This window comes from Pseudomonas sp. LARHCG127 (assembly GCF_052871455.1).
In genome coordinates this window covers 360205-373642 of record NZ_JBIXJT010000002.1, presented here as the reverse complement: position 1 = coordinate 373642, position 13438 = coordinate 360205, and the positions used below count along the sequence as shown (strand labels likewise).

Genomic DNA, 13438 nt, shown 5'->3' with positions numbered 1-13438 from the left:
CCCCCCCATGACCTTATTTATTAACGATGAACCAGGCGTGCCGCTCCAAGCGCCTGGCATCACGCTTACGCCTATTCATTCACTACCCGACGGCCATGCATTCGAGCCGCACAAGTTTGCCGATCAGTGGTTGCTGGCGTTGGGACTGCTGGGTGATACACCGCTTCGTGTGACGTACCGGGAAGTTGGAGCCGCTGGTTCGGCTGCTGAAGATAAAATCGCATCGGTTCCCTTGCGTGCCGCTGTTACGCAGGGTTTTCTCAAGGCCTATCAAAGCAAGCCTATTGCTTCCCTCGGGGCTTACAACCGATGCGAGGATTGGATCGAGTATCCCCACAGAAGCCATATGAAGCGGGACTTTTCGGCACTTCGTATCGACGGCTTTGTGCTTCCAAGAAGCCTGTTGCAGAAGTTGCAGGCAGGCGTGCCGCCGGGCTACAGGGGGCCTGGACTCGCTTTTGAGACCGATTCCGTCAGTCAAGATAACCCGCTCGCCCCTCAAGAAGCGGCTCGCCACAAACAGCTCACACGTCTGGCCACCCATAAAGCCGATCTGGATCGTTTGTTCGCAGGCTTGCCCACGTTCGACACGGCGCTGAAGAATTTGCTGGTCAATTCGATCAGGGAAAAGATCAAACCGGACAAATTCCGTGGCGCAGCGCTACTGGCGATCGACCCGGACAATTGTTATGTGAATCACTTCACGACAGATTCGCTCGGGGCGCGCTCATTGGTTTCTTCATTGAGTTTCAGCGAAGTCATGATGGACTGTTTGTCCACTGATGAGCCTCCTGTATACGCCCAGGGAAGCGTAGGGTTCTTCAGTCGCTCGGACACGGTGCAAGAGACCGAAAGCCTATTCGTCGACCCGGTGGATGTGCATATCCTGACGGCCATGACGTCGGCGTTCCATATCGAGAACCCGACCACCCATATTCACCTGAGGCGTCAGTTTCTTGATGATCTGGCCGCATTTCGCACGAAGGAGACCGTGAGAGATGCCCTCGACCCGGTTATCCCCTCCACCGCGCAAGATGAGCTGGTGCTCAGGCTTTCCCAACGATTCCTGTATTTATTCGATTTATACAAAGCCGATCGAGACCCCGCTGCACGGCTAACCCAGGCAGAGCGGAACCTGCGCAATGACGAGGATCGCCTGCTGAGCATCATCACGACGCACCCTTCAGAGTCGGCCAGGGGAAGTTTGATGAGGCAAGCGCATCGTCCCCATGTGTACAAAGTCATGCTTGAAATGGAGGGCGGCCTGGCTCAGAAGTGGCCGGCTGCGATGGTGATCAAACAAAGTGATCAGCCGGTTTTATTCCTGTACTCCCTGGAAGGAGGTATACAGCGGTTCGATGAGCTCCGCGAGCTGGTGAATTCGGTAATCCCGGTCTATCAAGGGCAGCAGCGCAAAATCAAAAGTATTGACCAGGCGCTTCCCGAACATGTCTTCGAGCAGGCAGCAAAAGACCTGCTTGATCTTCAGTACGCGGCGTTACAAGCCGTTCTGAAAGCACCGGAACGGGTTCAGTTCGATTTGGCCCGCTTTGCGCTGGATGCCGAGCAAGCGCTGGAATTGCCGATGCTGGCGCTCGACGGTGTGCTGATCGCCCGAAGCGAAACCTTGTTCAAGAACAGCCGTCCGAGCGCCTACAAAGTCGCGACGGTTGCACAGAAGCGCATCTATCGCTTCCTCGAAGAGGAGGCGCTGACCGCGGAAGGCGAAATTGCCAAAAGACGCGTTCAGACACTATCGGAGTTCACTCGCGAAAAAATCGTCGCTTATCTCCAGGAGCATCTGCACCAGGACATTGATCCGGATCCAGACCGGACGTTGATTACCCTGTTTCAAGGGCGCGCGTGTACCTCGAAGGACTCGCGGGCCACCAGCCTGACCCAATTGATGATCGAGAATACGCGCCCTTCACAGTACCCCAATGCCATGAAGGAAATCCGGCCGGTCTATCTGGTCGATCAGGACGGCCAACCCATCAGCCATCCCCAGACCCGTCGTTTCATTCTTTTGAAGGGGCCTGAGCTTGCCAAGATGGCGACAAGCCTTGATATCGGTGGCCGCTACGAGACGTACCTCAGGGAAAAAATGAATGCGCCGGATTACAAGGAGGCCTGGTGGGACGCTTACCTGGCCAATATGACTTTCAAGGGCTACGAAGCCGCCCTCAAGGGTGATGATGTACTCAAAGAGACCGTGACAGATGTCACTGCCCATCCAGCGCGCACCGAAAAACGGGTCGTGCTCTGGCAGGATGCGGTGATCAAATCATTGCTGGCGAAGGATCGCATAAGGGTTCAGGGAAGGGAGGTACACGTCTACAGTCTGCTGCTCGGTGGAGCGGTAGGCGCTGGAGGCCAGCATGGCACCTTGGGCAACGCAACCAGTGTCGACGGTGTGTTGATTTTTTCAGATCAGGACGGGCCGATAATACAGGGCACTGTTGGCGTCTATTTTCCGGACAGTCCCGGTGGCGATGATCTCCATGAGTTTGCCAATCTCAATGATGGTGTTGCGCAGCTTCTTCAACAGGAAGAATGGCAGGTCTATTTCTCCTCCCGCATCGCCACTGACAATCCTGAAGAACTGAAACAAATCTTCGGGACGCGAAGCGGTCGCCCCTTGGTCCGTGGCGCGTTGATCAGCGGTAATTTGTCTGAAGCGCTGCATGAGGCGCACGTGAGATTTCGAATCGCCCATGCCGATCATCGTTCCAACAGCAACCGCAACATCCTGCACCAAACCATTTTCAACCTGACCGTGATGGCGTTCGAAACGCTTCTGGACGTGGTTTCGTTTGTAGCCCCTGGCTATGCCGCTTTGCAGATGTACTTGAGGGTAGCCAAGACCGGCCAAATCCCGCTTCACCTGAACATCGTCAAATACTTGATCCGCGCCGGCATCGCGCCGCGACCTGTCGGTGGCGCGATGGGCACCTCACGAAAGACATCGTTCTCCCTAGCGGTATTGGCCCGTCTAAGCCAACAGGGAACATCCCTTGGGCTGCCATTGGAACAAGCGGTCTACAGCCGCTACGCGGTACAGGATGGAACGGTTCTACGAGGGCTGAGCCCGGATGCTGGTGGGTTTTATCGCGTTACAGTCCGGGATGCAGCCACAGGCACTGTCACCGCTCGCCCGGTGTATGTGCGACAACCGGAGGGAATGGTGCTCCGGGTGCACGACAGTACAAAGCTGAACGCAACCGAGGCGACCTTGGTCGACCCCGTTTCAGGGGCGAGCATCCGCTCCAGTGGCGTGATGAGAAGCACCGTGGCGCGGATGCCTGACGGGGAGTGGCGAGCGGTGGGGTTCGGCCGGGGAGGTGGCGGGGACCGTCCAACGCGGCAGTCCTCGCGGCCGGGCCCGTCAAGTTCGGGCACTGCTGGCCAGACGCTCGAAGACATGATCGCTGTGCTGGAACAGCCCGGCCAATGGGATTTCCTCCTGATGGATATCGTTCCGGAACTCGTGCCCCGTATTCCGAACTGGCCGCAAAACCGCGGCCTGGTCATCATGGATATCAGGCCCGGAAGGCTTCCTTCCACCCTGCGGTTCTCGCGCCAGGCAGGCCCGGAACGTTTGTCGAGCAGTCCGGATTACGCCACGGACGTGGTGGTGAGACGGTCGAGCGACAGTCACTATGATTTGATCCAGGCAGGTCGTGTCATTCCAATCCGCAGCCTCGGTGACTGTTTCTTCTCGGCGGTTACCCAGGGCTTGGACGAACTTGAGGGGAGGGTTGTTTTCTCCCCGACGGAGTTGCGCCTGGCGTCGGCAAGATACATTCGCGAAAACCTTGAATCGTTTCGCCACCTGGAAGTCCAGGACGCCCCCCGCCGAATGCGGCCGTCGGATAGCCAGGGGGAGGAGGCGGTGGCGAAGGCGGGGCAGGTGTTTGTGAAAACGGAGACCACGCTTGAAAATCTTCTGGGCAGGGAGACCCTGGATGTTGTAACGAGGCTGCTCGCTGGCGCGCCTAACCCGTATAGGTTGTTTAGATCGCCGCGGGTACGCCTGTCGCTGCGTGCAGGTTTGGCTGCCGTCGGTTTCTCGTCGCAGCTCTGGAGACAAATCGAGCAGTTGGCGCCGGTCCGGCCTTTGTATGGATTGGCAACCTCATTCACGCCCTACACGCCCGCCCAGAGAAGCGTTGTCGAAGAGCTCCTGGATATGACGCTGGTCGGCAACGAAGGTGGGCGAACGATCGATCTCCTGGCCAGGGATGGCTATTTCCAGTTGAACCGGGATTCGATTCATATCTTGCTTGAGTACGGCGTCGGTATCGATGAGTGGTACAAGTTTTATCCCAAGAGCCCGACAGCCTATATTCCGAGCAGACAGGCGGGTGCCGGGGATGTGCGGGGGCTCCTTAACGGCAGGGAGCTGGTGCATCCACATCAGTTGGCCGAGCTTGCCAATACACTTAACCTAAATCCCGGCCTGGGAAGCCCGATCAGCGGAATGATTGAGTTATTCCGCTATAAGAAAATGACCGGACGCACCGTTGGGTTACTTCGAGGTGCCCTGCGCAATAAGGGTCGGTTGGTGGCCCGGGCTGAGCGGGTTCTAGCCTCTCGTGTGATCGAAACCAATCTTGGCGGTGCGTTGCCCGTATCGGTATTTTCAAGGTGGATAAGTCATCCAGCGCTCAGTTCGGCGAAGCTTGAGTTTATTGCCAGGTATGCCGAAACCCGTGTGCAGGAGATATTGGATACCGGCGATATCGATATCCAATGGATCCACGGGTTCACAGACAAGACGCTGAGAACCATCGAAATGCATTCAGCATCGCTAGCAGCTTTTGTTCGCTTCCTGGAACCACAATCGGGAAGTGCTACGGATATCGGTATGGCGGCCATCGCCAGCCTGCTAACCGGCCCCGATGGCGTTCCGTCGAACTCCAGAACTATTATTTTGCTCGATGTCCCTAACTTGTTGGCTAATCTGACCAACAATTTTACCCGCGAGGAAGCCAGGAGTATTTGGACAGAGTTGATCAGCCCTTACTACAGTGACCTGAACATCTACGACGCGCTTGGGCAGGTCCGCCCGTTGAACTCCGAAGCGAATTTCACATCGGCATTAATCAATGCTCTCCAGCAGGATGTGGCACGCGCGCACCAGCTGATTGACCGTGTCTTTGCCGATCCCACGACCTCGGCGCAGGTACTGAATCACCTGTATCGCTTTGACTTTACGGCGAATCGAGCGGAACACAGCCTTTTGATGTTCGCCGAATACGTGAGTTGTTTTAACCGAATACCGGATTGGGCATGGCAATACAAAAAACATAAAAACTGATGGAACGATGGCTATCGCGGGGCTTCCCGCGATAGCCATCTTTTCTATTTAACGGCACGCCGCCAAGTTTCGGACCTGCCCGCCTTCGCGTTGATTCTCTTCGCTCAACCATCGTTCAAATGCTGCTCCGATCGCCGGCCATTCCGAATCGAGCATCGAATACCACGCCGTGTCGCGGTTCTGGCCCTTGACGACCATGTGCTGGCGGAACACGCCTTCAAACGTGAAGCCCAGTCGCTCGGCGGCATATTTGGAACGGGCGTTGCCGTTGTTGCATTTCCATTCGAGGCGCCGGTAGCCGAGGGCAAACGACTCCTTGGCCAGCAGATAAACCGCCTCGGTGCTTTTCGGCGAGCGCTGCATTGGCGCGCCGAAGGTGACGTGGCCGATCTCGATGCGGCCGTGGGCCGGAACGATGGACATCAGGCTCAGGATACCTTGCACCTCGCCGCTGGCCCGGTCGATCACGCTGAAGAAATACGGGTCGATGTTGGAGGCGTGGTTGTCCAGCCAGGCATCGAAGGCGCCCCGGTCCTTGAACGGACCGTAGGGCAAATAATCCCAGAGTTTCGGATCGGCGCCGGGGCCTTCGAGGGCTTGCCAAAGACCCTCGGCATGACGCGCCGGGTCGAGTTTTTCCAGGCGGATGAATCGCCCTTCGAGCAAGCGCGTAAAGGGCGCCGAGACGCCTTTCCAACCGGTCAGCGAGGTCGACATGCTGTGCTCCTTACAGGGCTTTGCGAAATTGAATGAAACCTGGGCGTTCGGCAATGCGTTCGTAGAGTTGGATCGCCGTCGCGTTGGTCTCGTGGGTCAGCCAGTGGACTTTGCAGCAACCGTCGGCCTTGGCGGTGGCATAGACGAATTCGATCAATTGCCGACCGACACCGGTGCCTCGACTTTGCTCGGTCACCAGCAAATCTTGCAGGTAACAGGAATTCTCGATGCTCCAGTTCGAGCGATGATAAATGAAATGCACCAGGCCCACCGCCGTGTCGCCGTGCCAGGCGAGGGCGCCGTGGGTCGGTTCGCGGTCATCGAGCAGGCGCTGCCAAGTGCTCTGGGTCACCGCCTCCGGCAGTTCGGTGTTGTAGAACCGCAGGTAGGCCTGCCATAGCGGCAGCCAGGCCGCGTGATCTTCGGCGGTGACGAGGCGGATCTCGGTGTGGCTCATGTTCACTCCTTGGCGGATGCGTCGGGGATCAGGCGTGCGAGCGCCTGGTCTTGGGGGTCGAGGCTGGCGGCCAGGCCATTGCGCACCCCGGCGACATCTTCGGGGCTGCGGTTCTGGCTGAGCTTGCGTTTACCTTCCAGGCGTTGGATGGGCAGCGAAAAGCCGACGATGGCCTTGAGCATCGCATCGACGTACTCGGCCGGTGCGTCATCGAGTTTCCACGGCTGGGCGCGGCCGGTTTCGTGTCGATAGGTGAGGGTGCTGACCAGCTCGCGCAGGCGAGTCGCGTCGCTGAAAACGTCGGCAGTGCCATAGGCGTGTACGGCCAGGTAATTCCAGGTCGGCACGACTTTGCCGTGTTCGGCCTTGCTGGGGTACAGACTCGGGCTGACATAGGCGTCGGCGCCGGCGAATATCACCAGGGCCTCGGCACCGGCTTCCAGGTCGCGCCATTGCGGATTGGCCCGGGCCATATGCCCGTGCAGGGTTCCGTGGAGGCCCTGTCGCGTATCCAACAGCAGCGGCAAGTGGCTCGCCTGCAAACCGTGTTCACCATGAGTGACCAGCACGGCCAAGCGGCATTCGTTGATCATTTGCTGTAGCTGGGGGAGATCCTGGACGGCAAAGGCTTTTGGGTTGTACATGGACATTTTCCTTGGCGAATGCCAGCATCCTAGGCAGGCTATTGGTCTGTTGTAAGAGCCACTCCAGACCAATTCGATAGGTCCATTCGAGACTGCGATGAATACCAACGCGCTGCCCCTGTCGTTCAACCCCGCCGGAATCGAACTGGATCGCCGCCATGGGCTCAGTCGGCAGCTGTATCAGGCATTGCGGGCTCGCGTCCTCGATGGGCGCCTGACAAGCGGCACACGCCTGCCTGCCAGCCGCGACCTGGCGGCGGCCTTGTCGATCTCGCGCAACAGCGTGGTGCGTGCGTATGACCAGCTCTACGCTGAGGGTTTCATCGAAGGGCGAGTCGGTGACGGGACTTATGTGGCGAATCTGTCCTCGACGGCATTGCCCTTGAAAAAATTATCCACAAAACCATCCACAGGCTTTTCAACAGGCTTACCCACAGGGTTATCCACAGAATGGCTCGATTTACCTGTCGGTCCATCCAGTAAAGTTACCCACAGCAACGCTCTGCACCGTGTCGAAAAACATCATTTGGCCCAGCCTCCAGCGGGACCTCCCCGGGCATTTCGGGTGGGCGTGCCGGCCTTTGACCTGTTCCCGTTCGAGGTTTGGGCCAAGCTGAATGGGGCTTTCTGGCGCAAGCCCGATCTGCAGCAGCTATGTTATGGAGACTCCCAAGGCGATGCACGGCTGCGAGGCCTGATCGCGGCTTACCTGCGCAGTTCCAGAGGGCTGCACTGCACGGCTGAGCAAATTGTGATCACCAGCGGCGCGCAGCAGGGCATCAGCCTTTGTGCACAGCTGCTGGTGGACCCGGATGACGTGGTGGCGGTGGAAAACCCTGGCTATCGCGCTGCCGGGCATGCGTTCGCGGTGGCCGGAGGCGACGTCAGGGGCGTGCCGGTGGACAGCGATGGGTTGGATTGCGCAGCGCTCGCGACGTTGAGCCATTGTCGGCTGGTGTATGTCACGCCATCCCACCAATACCCGACCGGGGTGGTGATGAGCCTTGCGCGGCGCCTGGAGTTGCTGGCCTGGGCCGAGCGCAACGACGGCTGGATCGTCGAGGACGACTACGACGGCGAATACCGCTACAGCGGCGCGCCGCTGGCGCCCTTGGCCGCGCTGGATCGCCAGGGGCGGGTACTTTACGTTGGCACCTTCGGCAAGGTGGCCTTCCCGGCCCTGCGCCTGGGTTACCTGGTACTGCCGCCGGGCCTGGTGGACGCCTTCGCCCGACGGCGCGCCGTGGATGTGCGTCATTCCGAAGTCAGCACCCAGGCCGTGATGGCCGAGTTCATGGCGGCCGGGCATTTCCAGCGGCATATCCGGCGCATGCGTCGAGCGGCCCTGGCTCGGCGGGATGCGTTGCTGGCGGGTTGGCCGAAGGCTGTGGCGGGTGTCGGTGCGATGCCCACGGTCGTCGCTGGGCTGCATGTCACGGTCCCCGTGGACAGCGTCGAGCGTGAACGTGAACTGATTGCCCAGGCCACCGGCGTAGGCGTGGAGATCAACGGCCTGAGTGGCTATTGGTTGCCTACCACGCCTGCGCAAGTCCGCGCTGGGCTGGTGCTGGGGTTTGCGGCGGTCCCGCCGGCGGCGATCGGCACCGCGCTGGCGAGCCTGGCAAAAGCCTGGGATGTCTGACGGCCCGCGGCCGGGACATCAATCGCAGGCCAGGTTCGGCTTCATGGCCGTTTCTTTGGAAAGAACACCTGTATGGCCTGATCCACGGCAATTTCGCTGCGGTAATGATCAATCAGTTGACGTTGGTTCAATACATCCAGGGGAACGTCTGTGATGGCTGACTTGACCTGTTCCGGCGTTCTCAGGTGCCCCGAAAGAAACTTGAGATCGAACCCCCAAAAGGTGGAGTAGTGAAAGTCCGCAAGCCAAAGTGGTTTGCTGCTTGATTTGTCCCGGATTTCATATCGGTCCAGGTATCGCTTTCCTGCCGGCGTGTTGATGCGTTTCCGGTTGATTCGTTTAACGACGTGGATGAGGTTTCGTTCGTTTAGCCAAGTGACGCCGCTCATGTTGGGCGGGCTTCGTTTGATGAGCCCCAGTACGGCCTCGTATTCCTCTGCGCGTAGGGCCGTCGCTTCGTTCTTGAGCTGCAATCGCAAGGATTCGGCCGAGCCCTGCGCTTCTTTCGGCTGTTCCAGTGTTTCGTTCTTGGCCCGGTCCAGTGCCTTTTTGATTGCAGCCGCGACGGTATCCATCCGGCTGGCATGGGCTCCCATAATGAGGGATATACCGGAAGCGGTACGGCCTGGCTGTTGTAAGTCATTTTGGATGTGTGTTCTGAAGGCCGGGAGTCCCTTGATCAGGGCTTTGCCTTTCTGAACGCTGGTTTTCAGGGCTGGAACCGCCGGGGATACGTTGGACATAATATGGGGGATCCATTCACCGGTTTCCTTACGGTGGAATAAAGCGATCAAGTCACCGGACAACGGATTCGTCACCTCGACCCAACCCGTTTCTTCGTAGGCGCTGGACAGGCGAGCTACACCGCTGACGACGCCCCAGAAGCGGCCTCTGATGAATCTTCTCCTGGAGCGCGGGCGTTCTTCATAAAGGGTCAGGGATTGTCGTTGATCGCTTCGCTCATCAAGGGCCTTGGCCAAATGACGCAAGGCTCTTTCCTTGGAATCGGTTATTCGATCACGCAAGCGCTTGAGTTGCTGGGCGTTGGTACTGTCCTGGTATTCGCTACCCATGTAGTCGATGTGCTCTTCGATAGCCGTGAACTGTTCCGTCAGGCTGCCGAGTGCATCGATTTGTTCGTCCAGCCGGATCTTGGTTGTTTCATCGATCGCGTCGCGCAAGGTTTGAAAGGCCACTATTGCATTGTCGACCAGTTGGTCAATTTCCAGCCAGCCTTCGGGCATCGTTTCGATACTTTCAAGGGGTAGGCACAGGTGGCGATACATTTCCAGTTGAAGGAGTCGTAGACCGTCGCTGGTGTAGGAGGGCAGTTTCCTACGGTAATCGCGCACGAGCTCGAAGCCGCCGAGCCCCAGTTTCTTGAGCCTGGAAAAGCGCGTCTCCATATACTCCAGGCGCTCGATCATGGTGTCACCGAGCTGAATCATGTCGTTGGCTGCATCGACGTGTCGTTGTTGTCGCACTTGGAAGCGAGGTTTGATCATGTCCTGCGCCTGCTCCAAGGCAGGAAGAAATCGTTCTCGTAATATGTCCATGTCCGCGAACGTGAAATTTATCTGCGCGTTCAAATAACCAGCGCTCACGCGGGGAGCATCCGGCCTCGACTGGAAGACCGGCCATTCAATCAAAGCGCTCAGCGCGCTTTCATAGTTTTTCTGCTGTGTTTGCAGGGTCTGCCTATAAACGTCACTAAATAATTGCCGGGTATCGACCGAGGCCTGCTCCATGTTGTGGGCGTCGTCATTGAGCTGCCATTCGTTATGCGTTCTGCTTTCTTCAAACTTCCTGAGTTCAGCAAGCAATTCGATGTTGCGCCGTTGTGCCTGGGCGACAACATGCTGCCGGACGCCTTTGGATCCGCTGCCCCTTAATCGCAAGCGGCTGTCGATCCGCCACTGGCCACGCTCATCCCGGACCAAGGGGGGGCCGGAGCGTGTGTCCTTGATGATGCTGACCTGCTCACCCTCGATGCTGATCTCGAAGCACTGGCTCGCCAGCTTTGCGTACCACTTCCCGTCTTTCTGGTAGAGGCCTTCGAGCGCGCCTTCGCTCTCGGGTTGTCCGAGGTTATCGGGCACATCGATGCTGAAGTGATCGAGAAGCCCTGCGTAATTTTTGGTTTTACCCATCAAGGCGCCGAAGGTATGGATGACCTCGTAGTGCTCCTGTGGCCATTCTTCCCGGGTGATTGGCGCGAGTCTCTCGATGCTCAGTTTGGGTACGGGCGCGGGTACATCTTGCTTCGGGACAATGGCAGGCGCCTCTGTCGGACGTCCGCGGCTGCCGGCTTTTGAACGTTCGATGGCGATGTTGACCACGCCCAACGCCACGTTCAGCAGCAAGTCGACGACGATCTCCCACTTGGGCTGGGCTTTGCGCTCTGCATCGTCCTGGGCCAATCGTTCCAAATCCTCCAGTATTTGCCAGAGCCAGATCGCGGTGTTCGCCGTGGTGCCAAGATAGGGCAATGCCAGGTTGAAAATCAGCCAACCCGCCTGTTTGAAAGACTCCCAGCGGCTCTCGCTATTGGAAACCGACTGTCTATCGGCGAGTGTGACCAAGGCATTGGCGTTGGCCTTGAACAACAGCGGCATGAAATCGGCTCCCAGGGATTCATCGCTGAGGGTGACGGGCCCCGCGTCGGCTATTGATGTTATTGGGTTCGCCACGAACTCCGCGACGGCCCAAGGCGAAGGCAGGGCGCCCGGAAAAACCAGTCGGTTGTAAGTTTCCCGCACTCCGTCGGGCAGCCACGCCAGCACCGATTGGCGCAAGGTGGCTGACTGCTTGATGGCATACAGCAAGTTGCTGAACGAGGGGAACTGGCACAGCTGAGGTTCGAGCAAGGGGCGGTACAGCAGACAGGGCCCGGCGCTGGGGGGCTGTGGCCCGATCACGAACATATTGGCGACGATGTCCTCGGCAATACCGAGTTGCAACTCTGGCACGAACGCCAGTTTGCGCAGCACGATAGTTTGCCCGTCAACCTTGCGGTCGGCTTCCAGCGGCTCCATCAGCGCGAAGACATAACGACAGCCGCGCTCATCGATATCGCCTAGCCCCCTCAATTTGCACTCCAACGCAAGTAGGGGCAGTTGTATGCGTAGCTGTGAGCTGTACAGGCCCTCTCGGCGGGTCGACTCCTCTGGATCGTCGAGCAGTTTGCGTTTAATCAGCTCGGGATAAACCCGACCGATATCGACTTGGCTAATAAGCCGCTCGAGGTAGTCCACTGTCACCCCTTCGGGGAGCTCGGTCCCGTCCAAGGACTTCACGGTCTTGTTGCCCTGTGGAAGCGCCACCAGGTTTTGCAGTGCGAGATCGACTAAGTTGAACTCGGTCGTGTCGAACTTGAACGGAACGACAAAGGTCCCCCAGACGACCGGGCTTGTTATCTCGATTACGATTTTTTCCGGGTCCAGAGTCGAACCATCACCATGGTCAGATTGCATCTGGGTTTTCAAGGCATTTGACGCGTAGTCCTTGATGGAAGGGATACCGTCCAGGTAGGTTTTGCCGGCGTGTGAACTGCCCAGCGCGGACAGGTTTTTCATGTATTGAGCGAACAACGTCTGGTCGGCTACTGACGCGTTGCGTAGCCAATCGGGTATTTGTTGCTTGAACCAAGCCTCGTCAGGTCCGACCTTCAGGGCGCTGAGGGATATTTCGGACTCAGGCGAGGATGGGTCTGACTCTGCTGCAGGCTTTCCGAGCAACTGGATCTTCAAACCAATAAGGCCACAGGCCTTGCTGTCAAAAATGTTTCCGCGCGGCTCATAGAGCTGCCACCGTATCCCGGTGGTGGGGTGAGAGAGAATCAGATGGTCGGCAATGGACTGGCCCAATGCATCTCGTGATTCGAATTTCTCATAACCGTTGTACAGCGAGTGCGTAAGGATGACTTCCTTGTCGTCGACATGGCCGATCAATACGATCAGCGAGTTTTCGTTCAAGCGAGCGACCCGATCAACGGCGATTGCATCGACGTCGACCAGATACGCGTGGCTTTGGAATTGATCCTTGCGGTCTTGTGCGTCGGGGTATAGGTAAAGCTGCCTGGCCATGGCGCATTCGTTCGCCGTCCAGCCCTCGATTTGCCGGACGTCCCAGAACTTGCGAAATGTGGCGGACAATTCGTGCCAGCGGGGACCGTAGTTGCCAAATGGCATATTCCAATAAGCGAGTTGTTGTTCCTGGCTGGCCTTCAACATCGCGGGCGCCAGCTCATTGATCAACCTTCCGATTTGTTCGATGCGTACCGGCAAGTGCACTTCGGGCTCGGTAATCGGCAGTCGGGTCAAGAAGTGAAAGCCTTCAATCAATAAGGTCGGACGGCCCCGGTCTATGTGATCGGCCAGCAAGTTGCTCAGTGGTTCATAACGGGTAGGCAGCGCTACGATTTCGCCGCCGATAATGTCCCAGGCCGGTTCGGCGAGGACGGTTGTGTAGGGATCGAGGTCCAATGACGGGTAAAGCTCTTTGAGCGCATCTCGCAGGAGTACGGCGGCCACTTCAAGGTCGGAGGGGCCTGCAAGCAATTGGTTGAGCAATGCTGCCTTGATGCTTGCCTCTGAGGTCGGGTCTGTGTCGGACGTGGGGTCTGTGTCGGTCGAGTCGAGTGTCATTTGCGTGTCCCT

The 13438-nt window shown here is 58.1% G+C and carries 6 protein-coding genes; 2 read left to right on the top strand and 4 right to left on the bottom strand.

Features of this window, described 5'->3' with window-relative positions:
• Positions 1-7: 7 nt before the first annotated feature.
• Positions 8-5320, top strand: coding sequence for a dermonecrotic toxin domain-containing protein (locus ACIPQ1_RS05080; RefSeq protein ID WP_446533696.1), 5313 nt, complete (start codon positions 8-10; stop codon positions 5318-5320).
• A gap of 48 nt (positions 5321-5368) precedes the next feature.
• Here the strand turns inward: ACIPQ1_RS05080 and ACIPQ1_RS05075 are convergent, their stop codons facing one another.
• From ACIPQ1_RS05075 to ACIPQ1_RS05065, 3 genes are read right to left on the bottom strand one after another with little or no spacing between them, the layout of a single operon-like run.
• Entirely contained in the window at positions 5369-6037 is a 669-nt protein-coding gene (locus ACIPQ1_RS05075; protein WP_411385989.1) for a GNAT family N-acetyltransferase, read from the bottom strand.
• A gap of 10 nt (positions 6038-6047) precedes the next feature.
• The gene (locus ACIPQ1_RS05070; RefSeq protein WP_411385988.1) at positions 6048-6494 is read right to left on the bottom strand and encodes a GNAT family N-acetyltransferase; all 447 of its coding nucleotides are present in this window, start codon (positions 6492-6494) and stop codon (positions 6048-6050) included.
• A 2-nt stretch (positions 6495-6496) separates the two neighbouring features.
• Positions 6497-7138, bottom strand: coding sequence for an FMN-binding negative transcriptional regulator (locus ACIPQ1_RS05065; protein ID WP_446533695.1), 642 nt, complete (start codon positions 7136-7138; stop codon positions 6497-6499).
• A 97-nt stretch (positions 7139-7235) separates the two neighbouring features.
• Here ACIPQ1_RS05065 and pdxR point away from each other — a divergent pair, with 97 nt between their 5' ends.
• A complete protein-coding gene (pdxR, locus tag ACIPQ1_RS05060) occupies positions 7236-8780 on the top strand; it encodes a MocR-like pyridoxine biosynthesis transcription factor PdxR (protein ID WP_446533694.1) in 1545 nt (514 codons plus the stop codon).
• Between the two features lie 41 nt (positions 8781-8821).
• Here the strand turns inward: pdxR and ACIPQ1_RS05055 are convergent, their stop codons facing one another.
• On the bottom strand, positions 8822-13426 hold the full coding sequence (locus ACIPQ1_RS05055; protein WP_411385985.1) for a dermonecrotic toxin domain-containing protein: 4605 nt from the start codon (positions 13424-13426) through the stop codon (positions 8822-8824).
• Positions 13427-13438: the final 12 nt, after the last annotated feature.

What these genes read in the sequence shown, in the direction of transcription:
- ACIPQ1_RS05080 (WP_446533696.1), top strand. Translation starts at nt 8, where the DNA reads ATGACCTTATTTATTAACGATGAACCAGGCGTGCCGCTCCAAGCGCCT.
- ACIPQ1_RS05075 (WP_411385989.1), bottom strand. Translation starts at nt 6,037, where the DNA reads ATGTCGACCTCGCTGACCGGTTGGAAAGGCGTCTCGGCGCCCTTTACG.
- ACIPQ1_RS05070 (WP_411385988.1), bottom strand. Translation starts at nt 6,494, where the DNA reads ATGAGCCACACCGAGATCCGCCTCGTCACCGCCGAAGATCACGCGGCC.
- ACIPQ1_RS05065 (WP_446533695.1), bottom strand. Translation starts at nt 7,138, where the DNA reads ATGTACAACCCAAAAGCCTTTGCCGTCCAGGATCTCCCCCAGCTACAG.
- pdxR (WP_446533694.1), top strand. Translation starts at nt 7,236, where the DNA reads ATGAATACCAACGCGCTGCCCCTGTCGTTCAACCCCGCCGGAATCGAA.
- ACIPQ1_RS05055 (WP_411385985.1), bottom strand. Translation starts at nt 13,426, where the DNA reads ATGACACTCGACTCGACCGACACAGACCCCACGTCCGACACAGACCCG.